At 36.8% G+C, this 16142-nt stretch carries 14 protein-coding genes; 12 read left to right on the forward strand and 2 right to left on the reverse strand.

The annotated features are described in order from the left end of the window. A complete protein-coding gene (locus tag EJF25_RS16870; RefSeq protein WP_125042047.1) occupies positions 1 to 1152 on the reverse strand; it encodes a COG1470 family protein in 1152 nt (383 codons plus the stop codon). Positions 1153 to 1380: 228 nt separating this feature from the next. Here EJF25_RS16870 and EJF25_RS16875 point away from each other — a divergent pair, with 228 nt between their 5' ends. Together EJF25_RS16875 and EJF25_RS16880 are read left to right on the forward strand one after the other, a co-directional pair. After that, the gene (locus tag EJF25_RS16875; protein ID WP_125042048.1) at positions 1381 to 1818 is read left to right on the forward strand and encodes a PepSY-like domain-containing protein; all 438 of its coding nucleotides are present in this window, start codon (positions 1381 to 1383) and stop codon (positions 1816 to 1818) included. 22 nt (positions 1819 to 1840) lie between these two features. After that, the gene (locus tag EJF25_RS16880; RefSeq protein WP_125042049.1) at positions 1841 to 2674 is read left to right on the forward strand and encodes a PepSY-like domain-containing protein; all 834 of its coding nucleotides are present in this window, start codon (positions 1841 to 1843) and stop codon (positions 2672 to 2674) included. A gap of 97 nt (positions 2675 to 2771) precedes the next feature. On the opposite strand, the gene EJF25_RS16885 is transcribed toward EJF25_RS16880, so the two are convergent. Continuing rightward, on the reverse strand, positions 2772 to 7223 hold the full coding sequence (locus EJF25_RS16885; RefSeq protein WP_125042050.1) for a translocation/assembly module TamB domain-containing protein: 4452 nt from the start codon (positions 7221 to 7223) through the stop codon (positions 2772 to 2774). Positions 7224 to 7422: 199 nt separating this feature from the next. Here EJF25_RS16885 and tsaD point away from each other — a divergent pair, with 199 nt between their 5' ends. The 10 genes from tsaD to EJF25_RS16935 all read left to right on the forward strand — a co-directional run bounded on the left by tsaD (position 7423) and on the right by EJF25_RS16935 (position 16142). Then, positions 7423 to 8442 (forward strand): tRNA (adenosine(37)-N6)-threonylcarbamoyltransferase complex transferase subunit TsaD, encoded by a 1020-nt coding sequence (gene tsaD, locus EJF25_RS16890; RefSeq protein WP_125042051.1) that lies wholly within the window; start codon positions 7423 to 7425, stop codon positions 8440 to 8442. A 411-nt stretch (positions 8443 to 8853) separates the two neighbouring features. Continuing rightward, entirely contained in the window at positions 8854 to 10086 is a 1233-nt protein-coding gene (locus tag EJF25_RS16895) for a competence/damage-inducible protein A (protein WP_125042052.1), read from the forward strand. 121 nt (positions 10087 to 10207) lie between these two features. Then, on the forward strand, positions 10208 to 10468 hold the full coding sequence (gene rpmB, locus EJF25_RS16900) for a 50S ribosomal protein L28 (RefSeq protein ID WP_125042053.1): 261 nt from the start codon (positions 10208 to 10210) through the stop codon (positions 10466 to 10468). A 22-nt stretch (positions 10469 to 10490) separates the two neighbouring features. Then, positions 10491 to 10679 carry a 50S ribosomal protein L33 gene (gene rpmG, locus EJF25_RS16905; RefSeq protein WP_002560155.1) on the forward strand — a complete coding sequence of 63 codons (189 nt, stop codon included), beginning with the start codon at positions 10491 to 10493 and terminating at the stop codon, positions 10677 to 10679. 15 nt (positions 10680 to 10694) lie between these two features. Further along, entirely contained in the window at positions 10695 to 10853 is a 159-nt protein-coding gene (locus EJF25_RS16910; RefSeq protein WP_125042054.1) for a DUF4295 domain-containing protein, read from the forward strand. A 139-nt stretch (positions 10854 to 10992) separates the two neighbouring features. Next, positions 10993 to 11952, forward strand: a complete 960-nt coding sequence (ftsY, locus tag EJF25_RS16915) for a signal recognition particle-docking protein FtsY (protein ID WP_125042055.1) — start codon at positions 10993 to 10995, stop codon at positions 11950 to 11952. Next, complete coding sequence (gene rimO / locus EJF25_RS16920) at positions 11949 to 13259, forward strand: 30S ribosomal protein S12 methylthiotransferase RimO (protein ID WP_125042056.1); 1311 nt, start codon at positions 11949 to 11951, stop codon at positions 13257 to 13259. The genes ftsY and rimO overlap by 4 nt, the downstream gene beginning before the upstream one ends. Then, positions 13252 to 13524 carry an HU family DNA-binding protein gene (locus tag EJF25_RS16925; RefSeq protein ID WP_125042057.1) on the forward strand — a complete coding sequence of 91 codons (273 nt, stop codon included), beginning with the start codon at positions 13252 to 13254 and terminating at the stop codon, positions 13522 to 13524. The genes rimO and EJF25_RS16925 overlap by 8 nt, the downstream gene beginning before the upstream one ends. A gap of 12 nt (positions 13525 to 13536) precedes the next feature. Further along, complete coding sequence (locus EJF25_RS16930; RefSeq protein WP_125042058.1) at positions 13537 to 14910, forward strand: HU family DNA-binding protein; 1374 nt, start codon at positions 13537 to 13539, stop codon at positions 14908 to 14910. Between the two features lie 236 nt (positions 14911 to 15146). After that, on the forward strand, positions 15147 to 16142 hold the full coding sequence (locus tag EJF25_RS16935; RefSeq protein ID WP_125042059.1) for an AAA family ATPase: 996 nt from the start codon (positions 15147 to 15149) through the stop codon (positions 16140 to 16142).

Consider the following 16142-nt stretch of genomic DNA (forward strand, 5'->3'; position numbering starts at 1 on the left):
TTACCTCCTTCCATATTTACGGAACAGATAGTAGACAGCACCTATAGTAGCGACAATTATCAATACGCCTACCCATCCCCAAATCATCGGAGTTTTAACTGCAATTCTGAATTGTGCATCAGCATTTACTTCAGGTGTTTTAGCCATCATAGTTGTCACATAATCACCAGGCAATGCTTTTTTAGACGCTTTTAAAATGGCAACGACTGTAGCTGTTTCTCCAGCTTTCAGTAATTCGATCTTAGAAGGTTCGAAGGAAACTTCCCAATCAGCCGGTTTATTAGCTGATAATTGGATATCTTTTAGTAAAGATGAACCTGTATTTTTGATTTCCAAATCTAACTTTTTCACATCTCCAGCGGTAACATCAGTACTTAGTAAGCCACGAGGCGTAGTCAGTTCCATCTGAAAAGAACCTGTGACAACAACTTCCAATTCCAATTCGGCAGAAGTAGTACCTGTAGCAGCACGTACAGGAATCTTATAACTACCAGCTTCTATATTGGCAGGAGGAGTAATGTCTATACTTACATTCTGGCTACTGTTTGCTTCCACTTGTGCAGAGGTAGCCTGTTTGTAATTGGGTTTGAATACTACATTCCAACCTCTTGGCGCATTAGCCATTAACGCATACAGTTGCTGATCGGCAGTTTGATTTTTCAGCGTGGTACTGAATGTAAAAGTAGATTTGGAATTACCCTGCATATTGGGCTGATCGGTAGTAAACTCAGTTTGATATGTCCCTTGTTGAGATACTACCACGTTGAGAGGAAGTTTAGCATCACCGGCTGATACCACAAAGTGATAGCTACCCTTATTCACTTTCAGCGGAACATTAACCTTTAAATCAAAGGTTTTCTTTTCTTTCGGAAGAACAGATAACTGACTGAGGTTCCATCCTCCGGATTTCATCTCATACTTCCAACTGTTTGATAGACCACTAACAGAAAGATTGGCGTTTACGAGTTCATCTGTGTTGTTGATAAGATCAACGCTGTAATCAATTGACGCTCCTGGTGATACAGAAATTTTTGTGTAAGGAGTGTACAGAATCACGCTTTTAGGTGTTGTGTCATCAGCGTGTGTGTTGTTCGCGGGAATAATTCCCAATAGCAGTACTAATAATAGGAAATAATTTGTTCTCATAGTCATAAAAAAGTTCTTATGGTTATTTTAATATGAATATAGTCAAATTTATGTTTGCAAAAGTAAGGGATGTTAATATTAGTAGTTGTTAAAAGAATCAAAAGAATATAATTGAACATATTTCCATTATTTTTTTCGATTTTCCTCAAAATTCCTAAATCTTTTCAGATTCTACTCTCATCTTTGCATTACAAAATAATTGATAATAGTATAAACCAATAAAAAAAGATGATTATGAAAAAGTTATTATTTTTATTAGTATGTTTGTTCACTTTGCAAACAGTGGCAAGAGCTGATGATGACAAACCTATCCAGATAAGTCAAATGCCACAGCAGGCACAGTTATTTATAAAGAAATATTTTGCTGACAGTAAGGTAGCTTTGGCCAAAATGGAAAGTGATCTTTTTAATAAAAGTTATGATGTGATTTTCACTAATGGTAATAAAGTGGAATTTGATAAAAAAGGAAACTGGAAAGAAGTAGATTGCAAATATAGTTCTGTTCCTGATGCAGTGATTCCTGAAGCTATTCAAAAGTATGTAAAAGATAACTATCCGGATATCAAGGTCCTGAAGCTGGAACGGGATAAAAAAGAATATGAAGTAAAGCTTACTAATCGAACAGAACTGAAATTCGACATGAACTTTAATTTGATTGATATTGATATGTAATTTATTCTAAACTAAAACAAATATGAAACTAAAATTGTATGTTCTAATGATTGCTCTAAGTGCTTGGAGTTTACAAAGTTGTGATAGCGATGATGATGAATCAATCTCTGTTCCCATAGAATTACAGAATGCATTTTCGTCCAAATATCCTAATGCAGGTAATGTAAAATGGGAAACTAAGTCCGGTTATTATGTAGCAGACTTTCATGATGGATATGAGACTTCAGCTTGGTTTATGCCGGATGGTAGTTGGTGTATGACTGAAACCGATATTCCTTATACCAAACTACCGGAAGCTGTAAAAAAATCATTTGAAAAGAGTGAATATAAGGATTGGAAAAAGGATGATGTAGATATGTTAGAACGTCAGGGAATGGGAACTATGTACGTCATCGAGGTAGAGCGGCAGGATCAAGAAGTCGATTTGTACTATTCGGAGGATGGTATCTTGATAAAAAGTGTAGTAGATACAGATGATGATCGAGACAATTACTTACCGATCTCTCAGCTTCCTGCTAAAATGAAATCTTTTATTGAAGGAAAATATCCGGAAGCAAAAATTATGGAAATAGATAAGGAGGATTCCGGTTATACAGAAGTCGATATTTTACATAATGGATCATCTAAGGAGGTATTGTTTAATCGAGGAGGTGATTGGATATCCACCTCGTGGGATGTAGATATCATACCCGTAACAGTTGGAACAACTATTAGTGAGCAATTCCCTGAATATCATATTGATAATTCCGAATACTTTGAGACATCGTCTGAAGGATATTACTATCTTATTGAATTAGAGGCAGATAATATGCCAGATAAGAAAATTAAAATTACATCTGACGGTACTATTCTCTAATCTAAAAATGGTGACACCATCCTGTCTGGATAGTGTCACCATTTGATGCTTATAGTGTCATTATATGGGTAGGATAGCGTTACCCTTTTGAGTAAGGCTATTTTTCATGTTTCCTTTTCATTTCCGATTTTGCTTGTTGCCCAATACTATCGGATTCCAGCTTTTCGATCTTTTCAACTTCCTTCTTTCTCAAATTACGTATTTTCCACTTATTCCAGAAGAAAAGTTCCTTCCATTTATCGAAATCTTTTTTGTACATGACACCTACACCTTGCGTTGTCAGATTTGTCTTTGTGTAATAACGGTCATTTGTTTCATTATAAGCTTTTAACCGGATATCTCCCGAACGGTTCAATAACCACTCAGCTTCGAAGTCACCTATGAAATTTGTATTTGCCATAGGATTGTCGCGATAACCAAAGTTACCATTAATCAAAAGGCGGTTATTTAGTAATTGTCCCGATAAAATACCTTCTATTTCCATATCTGTCCAGCCCTTATCACCAGTACTCAGATTTGTTCCGATATTCCAGTTGTTCGTTTCGAAAACCTGAGATAAAGCATTATTCAACTGTCCGGAAAGAGTAGAAGAAAGTACAGATGACATTACATTAGAATTTTGGTTATTACTTCGAGTATTTTCAGTATAGAATTTACCGATTCCCAATAAATAAAGAATCTGCATATTCATCTGTTCTTCCGTACTAATATAGTTTTTTACCAATGTTTGGATCTCATCTCTCTCATTTGGTAGTTCAATTCCTAATTTTATAGTAGGGTGCACTAACATTCCACTCAAATACATAATACAATTAACACGAACATTGGGCTGTTGAATAACAGCTGCTGTAGCTTCATCCGGAATTAAATCATTCAAAGATGCTGAGTTTACCGTATAAGAAGCCTGAATATCCATATTAGCATCCAATGGAGTACCATTGAAATTGATTGTACTACCATCTTTTATTACAAAGTCCTTACGAATCACTTCTTGTAAACTAAACTTATATACTCCTTGACTAATTCGGTAACTACCAAACATTTTTACATCCCCTTTATTATAAAATTCGGTTCGGAGATTTCCTGTTCCTTTGGCACTAATATAATCCCCTGCAACCGGATCCATGATAATCCGCATTGTAGCGTCCGGAGTTGCATCTACCAGAATATTTAATCGAATATCGGTCTTTTGTTCTTCTTCAACAGCTTGGCGCTTTTGTTGCATTTGTTCATAATACGACATTACCTGAACGGAATCCTGAATGGTACGACGAGGCGTTTTATCTACAAATTTGATAAACTGATTGCTTGTAGCTGATGCAACATTTCCATTGATATAAGTAAAGTTTGTATTCCGGTCAGTTGTCATTGCTACATTAGCATCAAATCCTTGTACGGCATTTCCGGTAAGTACGGCATTTCCTGTTCCATATACTGTCCCATAAAAAGGAATATCTGTGGATTCCTTGGTATTCATCATCAACATATTATTAGCTTGTATCTCAAAGCGATAGTTAATGTTTTTGAAATGCTCAAAGTGTAAATATCCGTTCATTGTTCCTGAATGTCCTTCCGCATCAGCGATATGAATCCGGTCGAACGTCAGTCCCGTAGGAGCAAGTCGAATTGTATCTTTAACAGCAAACCTTGTATTTAAAATATCAAATTTCATTGATGCATCTGTCATGACTGCACCGTCCAAATTCAATCCTTTGAACTTACCATAGAAATGTACTTTACCTGTTGCTCGTCCTTTGATGTCATTTGCTATCGACTTCATATAAAATTCAAGAAACTTCAAATTCAGTTGATTAGCCTCGATGTTCAAGTCAAGACCGCTTTCGGGTTTTAAAGGATATATAATTCCGGTAACTCGTGACGGAGAACGGGATATATCTTTGATAGATGCATCCAGAAGGATACCTCTATTTTCATTATCCCAGGCACCATATACATCCAAATCCCCCAAACGACCCTGATTCAACGAAAAGTTCTTTACGAATAAATGAGTGTTCATCACTGGCTTTTTCAAGACTCCACTGGCATAAGCTGTTCCGGAAGCATCTCCTTCAAAATTGACATCGTCGGATATACTGGCAATGTCAAAGACATAACCCATATTAATGTCCTTCAAATCAACTTTCACCGTATCTTCAGGATTTTCAGAGAGTCGTCCGTTGATACGTATATGACGGTCACGATGACTAAAATAGAAATTCTTCACATCTACTTTGCCAGAATCTAATACCACTTGTGAAGGGTGTATCTGCCATATTGTATCATTTAATATAACATCTGTTGGTTTTACATCAACTACCGTTTTTAATAAAGACTTTTCATCCTCAGTACGTAAAAACTTGGCTACAGCTGATAACTGACCACTATATGTTGTTACCGCACTATTTCCCCAATTCAGAGTTGCGCTGATATTGTCATCTTTTGCCTGAGCATCCACCGATAAATTGACAGCTCCTTTTTTCTTCAGATTAGTCAGACGAACTCTTGCGCGAATAAAATCAGAAGAATTCTCACATAATACCATTCCCGATTCTATGTAATTGTCTTTATATTGTAAGCGAGGAAAATATCCTTCTACCCGTATACGCTGCAAAGTATCATTGACATATCCTTTCAAAGTGGAATGAGTATATACACTCAGTGGAATATCAAAGACAGTGGATAAAATGTCGGTATTATATATGTTTATGTCAAACTGAAAATTATTATGTGTCTCAATCTTTTTTTTAGGAGGCAATATCAAAGAAGGAATATATCGGCGTGTAATATTAAGAATACTGGTTGGCAATGTATGATATTGAAAATGTCCTTTTATACTTGCTGTCAGAAACTCAGATATTAGCTTAAGCTGATTTTCATCGTTTTGTCGGGTAGCACTAATATTCATGTTTTCCATGAAATAACTTTTATCTGGACCATTAACTTCCAAGCTATCGATATTGATTTGCCCAATCATATCATCCACAGAGCCCCCCGAAAAATTAGCTTTTACTTTTAAAGAGAATTCAGTTTCAGGGTATTGAGGTGTCAAGTTCAAATCATTGGGACGAAGCCTGGTAATCACAGCCAAGAAATTGAACGTTGGAATCTTTGAAGTAACATTGACATCTCCATTTAGATAAATACAACCGTTGGGGTCATCCAATGCTACTTTTCCATTGAATCCTCCTTGTTTATATTCACCGTCCAATGTGATATTCTCATATTTATATCTACTATATTCTAATGAAGCTATCAATCCTTTCAGTTCAACTGTAGGCAGTTGTTTATCAATGTGTCGCCCACGAACATCTAAATTAAATGTAATTTCTCCCAATTTATCATTGCCCAACAGTGTTCCTAATTCAAAATCTTCAGTCTTAACTGCTCCGGAATAAGCAAACAGTCCCTTCACTTTATCAGAACTTAGTTTCAAGTCCATATTTACATTTCCGATACTAGTCGATAATTGACCATAGGTGACCAAATCCGTAAAGTATCCGGAAACTTCTCCGCGGAAATTAATATTCCCTAAATGTTCTAAAACAGGAGGTACTCCATTATAATTTGAACTTAAATTACGTACCAGAAAACCAACTCCACGAGGATTTGCTGCCAATTCTGAAAGTGTACCAAACACATATGCATCCTGTGGACGAGATAAATCTTGAAGTGATACATCTCCTGAAAGCCGGAATTGTCGATTGTTAGCAGTGATCTCAAGATGGGAGCAGTTTAACTGATCAACTGTACCATCAACTTCCATATCCAAAGTTATCGGTTCTTTGAAATGTGACAAAGCGGGTACGAATGGAGAAATGTCTTTCAGAGTAATTTGTGACGGTAATGTACGGAACGAAAAACGAACCTTTTCTGAAAAATGGTCGAAGGCTTTCAGACTATCGTATTCCATACGAATTGTATCCATTTTCAAGAAAGTTTCAGGCAATTCAACAGCAAAGTTATCAATGCTCATCCGTTCTTTGTTAGCCACAAGCTTCATGCTCAGTTTCTTCAAAGAAAAACCGGATACCTTTTCATCCAAACTTAACCGTTTAATACCTACATTCAACGAATCCTTGTTCATTGCCTTTAAAGATATGTTCGCAATGATATTTTGAATCTGAATATGTTTTGCATTGAACTTTCCGGGTGTATTTCCCTCTGATAAAATATGATAAGACAGTTTCCCTCGACGAATTAAAACTGAATTAATACGCAAGTCCAAAGAATTGTCTTTCTTTACAGTATCTTTAGAGGCAAAAGCATCCAAAACAAACTTAAAGTTGGGAGGAGAGTCGGGTGTTTGTTTATTCAGATTGATGTTGAAACCAAACAATTGAACACTGCTGATAGATATTTTGCCTTTAAAGAAAGGAATAATATCGAATTTGGCAGACAAACGGGTGACTTTCAACATTTCCTTATCACTCTGGTCGTTTAGCACTACATCATCAATAATAATACGGTTTAATAATCCTATATTAATTCTGCCAATTGTCAGATGTGTATTTAATACTTTAGATAGTTCTTCAGCTATGAACACACTCATAGCATGCTGAACATTTGGAATATTCAGCAAAGTAATAGTCCCGATGTATACTACAAGTACAATTCCGACTACCCAACGTACAGTCTTTTTCAGCGTTCTGATATGCGATAATTTTATTTTGCGAACAAAAATATAAAATAGTTCGTTATGAATCGTAGTTTTATCATTACTTTTGCACCGTTTAATAGTTTAATAACTTATGAGTGCAATAATATTAGGAATTGAATCCTCCTGTGATGATACGTCGGCAGCCGTAATTAAGGATGGTTATCTGCTGTCAAATGTGGTATCAAGTCAAGCTGTACATGAAGCTTATGGCGGTGTCGTACCGGAACTAGCTTCCCGGGCACATCAACAAAATATTGTACCGGTAGTACACGAAGCACTAAAACGAGCAGGCGTTACTAAAAAAGAATTAAGTGCGGTAGCATTTACACGTGGGCCGGGATTGATGGGTTCTTTATTGGTAGGAGTTTCTTTTGCAAAAGGATTTGCACGTTCACTCAATATTCCTTTGATTGATGTTAATCACTTAACAGGCCATGTTTTAGCTCATTTTATTAAAGCTGAAGGAGAAGAGAATAAACAACCGGAATTTCCTTTCCTTTGTCTGTTGGTTTCCGGAGGAAATTCGCAGATTGTATTGGTAAAAGCTTACAATGACATGGAGATTCTCGGACAGACTATTGACGATGCTGCCGGAGAAGCTATTGATAAATGCTCTAAAGTAATGGGACTCGGTTATCCCGGTGGTCCTATTATAGATAAATTAGCACGTCAGGGAAATCCAAAAGCATTTACGTTCAGTAAGCCTCATATTCCAGGACTTGATTATAGTTTTAGTGGATTGAAAACCTCGTTCCTTTATTCACTTCGTGACTGGTTGAAGGAAGATCCTGACTTCATCGAACATCATAAAGTCGATTTAGCTGCATCTCTTGAAGCTACTGTTGTTGACATTCTCATGGATAAGTTGCGGAAAGCAGCCAAACAATATAATATAAAGGAGGTTGCTGTAGCTGGTGGAGTATCTGCAAATAACGGATTACGTAATTCTTTTCATGAACATGCTGAGAAATATGGTTGGAATATCTTTATTCCTAAGTTTAGTTATACTACTGATAATGCTGCTATGATTGCTATTACAGGGTATTTCAAGTATCTGGATAAAGATTTTTGTTCTATTGAACTTCCTGCATATTCTCGCGTCACACTATAATCTATTTTTTATTGTTACTTGTTATTTTTAAGAATAACAATCTGTTTGATAGCTATTTAAGTAGTGACAATTAAAGTGGAAAGAGGTGATAATAGAGAGTAAAAGTGATAATAAAAGTAGGAGAAACGATAATAGAAGCCTATCAAAAGACTAATATTCTCCTATTATAATAGGTAAACCTAGGAGAACTAAGAGGAGTTGAAGACTTCATTAAGTAGTTTTCTTTATTGGGTTTCTTCGTTTCATATACGAGATCTGATCACTCCACGTATGTAGTCCCATGGGATCACGTACGTAAATCGAACGGATCATGTACGTGAAACGGGAGAATGGAATAATTCTAAAGGATTAGTGCAATATACATACCTATATAATATAAGGTATAAGTACTATTAAAAGTATAAGGGAAATATGTTTGCTGAGATTATTACCATTGGTGATGAACTGCTGATAGGGCAGGTCATCGATACAAATTCTGCCTGGATGGGGCAGGAATTAAATAAAATAGGTATTGAAGTTCTTCGTATTGTCTCGATTCGCGATCGGAAGGAAGAGATTATAGAAGCGATTGATAGTGCGATGAAAAGGGCAAATATTGTCTTGGTAACCGGAGGACTTGGTCCGACTAAAGACGATATCACTAAACAGACTCTTTGTGAGTATTTTCATACTGAATTGGTGTTCAATGAAGATGTATATGAGAATATCAAGCGTGTGCTTGCCGGAAAAATACCGATGAATGCGTTGAATAAGAGTCAAGCGATGGTTCCCAAAGACTGTACGGTGATTAATAATCCTGTAGGAAGCGCATCTGTTAGTTGGTTTGAAAGAGGAGATAAAGTACTTGTGTCAATGCCTGGTGTTCCTCAGGAAATGACTGCTGTAATGAAAGAGTCTGTTTTGTCTAAATTGCAGGAAAGATTTCAAACGGATGTTATTATCCATCAGACTTTCCTTGTACAACACTATCCCGAGTCGGTACTTGCAGAAAAACTAGAACCATGGGAAACAGCTCTTCCTGAATGCATCAAATTAGCATATTTGCCAAAACTTGGGATCATTCGTCTTCGATTGACTGGAAGAGGAAAGGATAAAGCGAGATTAGTTAATATTCTTAATCGTGAAAAAGTAAAGTTGGAAGAAATTCTAGGTGACGATATTTTTAGTGAAGAAGATACGCCGTTGGAAATGATTGTAGGTGAACTTTTGAAAAAGAAGAAATTAACCGTTTCCACCGCAGAAAGTTGTACTGGAGGAAGTATTGCGGCACGACTGACTTCTATTTCTGGAAGTTCTGAATATTTTAATGGGGGAATAGTGGCTTATTCCAACGACGTAAAGATGGGATTGTTGCATGTTTCGTCCGAAACATTGGCACAACATGGCGCTGTAAGTGAGGAAACTGTTATTGAAATGGTAAAAGGTGCGATGAAAGCGCTGAAAACTGATTGTGCAGTTGCAACTTCCGGAATAGCCGGTCCAAATGGGGGTACTCCTGAAAAGCCTGTTGGTACTGTTTGGATAGCTGCTGGTTATAAAAACGAAATCCACACTTATAAGCAGGAAACAAATCGTGGAAGGGCGATGAATATTGAAAGAGCGGGGAATAATGCATTGTTAATGCTTCGTGATCTTCTCAAATAAAGAAAAATTGGTGTTTATACGTGAATTATTTAAAGAATTGCTTGTTTTATACGGATAAAAGTGCTTACTTTGCGTCCTGTTTGAAATAAGTTAGATATAAAACTATAAAAATAAGATAGAAATGTCGAAGATTTGTCAAATTACCGGAAAGAAAGCCATGATTGGCAACAATGTTTCACACTCAAAGAGAAGAACTAAGAGAACCTTTGATTTGAACTTGTTTAAAAAGAAGTTCTATTATGTAGAACAGGATTGTTGGATCAGCCTTAGCCTTTGCGCTAACGGCCTGCGTATTATCAATAAAAAAGGCCTGGATGCTGCGCTGACTGATGCAGTAGCTAAAGGTTATTGTGATTGGAAAAGCATTAAAGTAATCGGCTAAATAGTAGAGGAGAAAACTTACAATGGCAAAGAAAGCAAAAGGTAACAGAGTGCAAGTGATTCTGGAATGTACAGAACACAAAGACAGTGGAATGCCGGGAACATCTCGTTATATCACAACTAAGAACAGAAAAAATACTACTGAGAGACTTGAGTTGAAGAAATACAACCCAATCTTGAAGAGAGTAACAGTACACAAAGAAATTAAATAAAAGATAGTATAACCCATGGCAAAGAAAACAGTAGCAAGCTTGCACGAAGGTACTAAAGAAGGTCGTGCTTATACCAAGGTTATCAAAATGGTAAAATCTCCGAAGACTGGAGCTTACATTTTTGATGAACAAATGGTTCCAAACGAAAAAGTACAAGACTTTTTCAAAAAATAATCGAAATAGCATATACGCTATACATACAAAATCCCCTTATTGGTTAAGCAATAAGGGGATTTTTTTGCTTCTTTTTTTTACTTTCTCAATCCTTTGTTATATCTTTGTAGCATAATGTATTATAGAAACAACTGGAAATATGGGATTTTTTAGTTTTTTTTCAAAAGAGAAGAAGGAAACTTTAGATAAAGGATTATCTAAAACCAAAGAGAGCGTTTTTAGTAAAATCGCTCGTGCTGTGGCTGGTAAGTCAAAGGTGGACGATGAAGTGTTGGATAATCTGGAGGAAGTATTGATAACTTCCGATGTAGGTGTAGAAACTACATTGAATATAATCAAAAGGATTGAAAAACGTGCAGCTGCTGATAAATATGTAAATACTCAGGAGTTGAATCATATATTGCGTGATGAAATTGCTGCACTTTTAACCGAAAATAATTCGGATGATGTGGCAGACTTTGATTTGCCGATCAAAAAGAAACCGTATGTTATTATGGTAGTCGGAGTCAATGGGGTAGGTAAAACTACAACAATTGGTAAACTGGCATATCAATTTAAAAAAGCGGGAAAATCTGTTTATCTGGGTGCAGCCGATACTTTCCGCGCTGCTGCTGTGGAACAATTGATGATCTGGGGAGAACGGGTAGGAGTTCCTGTAGTCAAACAGAAAATGGGTGCGGATCCTGCTTCCGTAGCTTTTGATACACTGAGTTCCGCTGTATCTAACAATGCGGATGTAGTGATCATTGATACTGCCGGACGTCTGCATAATAAAGTGGGCTTGATGAATGAGCTGACTAAAATCAAGAATGTGATGAAGAAGGTCGTACCTACTGCTCCTGACGAAGTGCTGCTGGTATTGGACGGTTCTACCGGACAGAATGCCTTTGAACAAGCCAAACAGTTTACTTTGGCAACGGAAGTAACTGCCATGGCGATAACCAAACTGGATGGAACAGCCAAAGGTGGAGTTGTTATCGGTATTTCCGATCAATTCAAGATTCCTGTAAAATACATCGGACTGGGTGAAGGCATGGAGGACTTGCAAGTTTTCCGCAAAAATGAATTTGTTGATTCCTTGTTTGGAGAGAACGCATGAAAAGAAGGAAAATAGACATTATAACTTTAGGGTGCTCTAAAAACTTAGTTGATTCAGAACAATTGATGCGTCAATTGGAGGAGGTAGGATATACTGTAACTCATGATACTGAAAATCCTGACGGGGAAATTGCGGTAATTAATACATGTGGCTTTATTGGTGATGCAAAAGAGGAATCTATTAATATGATTCTTGAGTTTGCACAAAGGAAAGAGGAGGGCGACTTAAAGAAATTATTTGTGATGGGGTGTCTTTCCGAACGTTATTTGAACGAATTGGCTGTTGAAATACCGCAGGTAGACAAATTCTATGGTAAATTTAACTGGAAGGAGCTTTTGCAAGACTTAGGAAAGACATATCACGAAGATTTGTATATTGAACGCACTCTAACGACTCCAAAACATTATGCATATCTGAAAATATCAGAAGGATGCGACCGTAAATGTTCTTATTGTGCTATTCCTATTATTACGGGAAGCCATGTTTCTAAACCAATGGAAGAAATTCTGAATGAAGTACGATATCTGGTATCCCAAGGGGTGAAAGAGTTTCAGGTAATAGCACAGGAACTTACTTATTATGGTGTAGACTTGTATAAAAAGCAAATGCTTCCTGAACTCATTGAACGTATTTCCGAAATACCGGGTGTCGAATGGATTCGTTTACATTATGCTTATCCTGCTCATTTTCCTACAGACTTGTTTCGTGTAATGCGGGAACGGGATAATGTATGTAAATACATGGATATCGCTTTGCAACATATCAGCGACAATATGCTGAAGATGATGCGTCGGCAGGTAACGAAAGAAGATACTAATAAGCTGATAGAGCAATTCCGCAAAGAAGTTCCGGGTATACATTTACGTACAACTTTAATGGTAGGACATCCCGGAGAGACAGAAGAGGACTTTAAAGAATTAAAAGAATTTGTACGCAACGTGCGCTTTGACAGAATGGGAGCTTTTGCATATTCGGAAGAAGAAGGAACTTATGCTGCACAACAATATGAAGATTCTATTCCTCAAGAGGTCAAACAAGCCCGATTGGATGAGTTAATGGATATCCAACAAGGAATTTCTGCAGAATTGAGTGCAGAAAAGATTGGCAAACAAATGAAAGTCATTATTGATCGGATAGAAGGTGATTATTATATTGGACGAACGGAATTTGATTCACCGGAAGTCGATCCAGAAGTTTTAATCAGTTCTACTGAACAGAAATTAAAGATCGGACGTTTTTATCAGGTAGAGGTGATGGATGCAGATGATTTTGATTTATATGCAAAGATTATAAATAGCTATGAATAATAAGGAATTTACATCAGAACTGGCAGATAGACTGGGATATACTATTAAAGATACTTCCGAATTGGTAAGTTCTTTATTGTCTGAGATGACACAAGAATTGGAGGAAGGAAATGGTATTACGATACAGGGATTCGGCACTTTCGAGGTAAAAAAGAAAGCAGAACGAATATCAATTAATCCTGCTACCAAGCAGCGTATGCTGATTCCTCCAAAATTGGTTTTATCTTATAAACCTAGTAATAACCTGAAAGATAAGTTTAAATAAATATTTCCCATTATGAATGAAAGACTAACAATTCAAGACCTTACCGACTTATTGGCTGCAAAACATAGCATGACCAAAAAGGACGCCGAGGCGTTTGTCAAAGAGTTTTTTCTTTTGATAGAGCAAGCCTTGGAGATTGATAAGTATGTAAAAATCAAAGGATTGGGTACTTTCAAACTTATTGATGTAGATAGTCGGGAAAGTGTTAATGTGAATACAGGTGAAAGGTTTCAGATAAAGGGACATACAAAGGTGTCTTTTACTCCGGATCCTAACTTGAGAGATACGATCAATAAGCCTTTCTCACATTTTGAAACTGTTGTACTGAATGAAAATACAGTGCTGGAGGATACTGCTGAAGAAGAAACGGAAGAAGATGAAAACGGAGAGGGAACGGCAACACAAGTGAGTAATAATAAGAAGAATGGACTTTATCAGAATGAAGATAAGATTGCTGAAATACAAGAAATTTCTGAAATCAATGAACAGCCTGTACTAATTCAAGAAGCGCAGGTTGCCGAAGAAGTTATTATTGAGAACAATACAGGTAATGATTCTGAAGCAGAAGAAACTGTCATTGAAGATAAAGTTGTACGAGAGGAAATTGTAGAAGAATCTCAAGAGGAGAGTCCAGCTCTTGAAACTACCGAAGTAGAAAGGACAATTATACAGCCGGAAGAGACTATATCTAAACAACAGTCAGAATCTAAGGATGTAAAGCAAGAAGTTCTTTCAGCTGAAACAATCATAGCCCAGGAACTTGCGAAAGCGAATTTGGAACCGGTAACTTCTAAGGAACAACTGGAAACTGTTCAGCAGAAACCTGTTACAAAAGTGGTAGCTCAAAAAGAAAAATCTCCTGTCCCATATTTAATAGCTGTAATTATAATTGTTTTATTATTATGTGGAGGTGCTGTTTTATACATCTATTATCCGGATATTTTCACTTCTTCACCTAATAAGGAGGCTATTGATATGCCTGTGACTACTCAACCCGTACAGCCTGAGACACAGCTACTTGATAGTATTGGAAAGAAAGATACAACTGTCGTAGCTACTCCAAATGTATCAACAGGAACGGAGGAAGTGGCGGTACCACCTGTCGTGAAGAAAGAACCGGAAACTTCTGCAAAAACAGAAAACAAAGCAACTCAGGAACAGGCTTCGGCTCCTGTATATTCTGACTCTGCATCTTATACAATTACCGGAACAAAAACTACCCATACAATTAAAGAAGGGGAAACTTTAACAAAAGTTTCATTACGGTATTATGGAACAAAAGGAATGTGGCCTTATATTGTAAAACACAATCCTAACGTTATAAAGAATCCTAATACGGTTCCTTATGGCACAAAAATAAAGATACCGGAACTAACAAAAAAATAAAAAGATAATTACTTTCACCCGATCTATATGGATAATATATGATCGGGTGAAATGTTATGGATATGCAAAACCGTATGAAAGTACCTTAATCTAAAGATTTCGCATTGTTTTTTAATAAAAATTAGTTGCAATCGTTAATTATATGGCGTACTTTTGGAAGCAAAATAAAAAACTAATTAAGTATTGCAAGGTATATATTAATTATTGGAATTTAAATAACAAAATATTAAGTATTTATGGCTGAATCAATTGATATCCGCGAGTTAAATGAGCGGATTGAAAGACAAAGTGCTTTCGTTACCAATCTTACGACAGGTATGGACCAAGTTATTGTTGGTCAGAAACATTTGGTTGAATCATTGCTTATCGGATTATTGTCCGACGGACACGTTCTCCTCGAAGGTGTACCTGGTTTGGCAAAAACTTTGGCTATCAAAACACTCGCTTCTTTAATAGATGCGAAATATAGCCGTATTCAGTTTACGCCCGATTTATTACCTGCCGACGTTATCGGTACTATGGTTTACAGTCAGAAAGACGAATCTTTTAAAGTTCAGAGAGGTCCTATCTTTGCTAATTTCGTATTAGCAGATGAAATCAACCGTGCTCCGGCCAAAGTGCAAAGTGCTTTGTTAGAAGCCATGCAAGAGCGTCAAGTGACTATCGGTAAAGAAACTTTCTTATTACCGGAACCATTCTTGGTACTTGCGACTCAGAATCCGATTGAACAAGAAGGTACTTATCCGCTTCCTGAAGCACAAGTAGACCGTTTCATGCTGAAAGTAGTGATCGATTATCCAAAATTGGAAGAAGAAAAACTGATTATCCGCCAGAATATTAATGGAGAAAAATTCAATGTAAGACCAATCTTGAAAGCAGATGAAATCATTGAAGCACGTAAGGTCGTTCGTCAGGTTTATCTGGATGAAAAGATTGAGCGTTATATTGTAGATATTGTATTTGCAACTCGTTTCCCGGAGAAATACGATCTCAAGGAACTGAAAGATATGATCGGATTCGGTGGATCGCCTCGTGCTTCTATCAATCTGGCATTGGCTGCACGTACATACGCTTTCATCAAACGTCGCGGTTATGTAATTCCGGAAGATGTTCGCGCTGTTGCCCATGATGTTCTTCGTCATCGTATCGGATTGACATACGAAGCAGAAGCTAATAACATGACTTCAGACGAAATTATCAGCAAGATTCTGAATAAGGTTGAAGTGCCCTAA

Origin of the sequence: Bacteroides faecalis, from assembly GCF_003865075.1 — a bacterium.
In the GTDB taxonomy this organism is placed as follows: Bacteria; Bacteroidota; Bacteroidia; order Bacteroidales; family Bacteroidaceae; genus Bacteroides; species Bacteroides faecalis.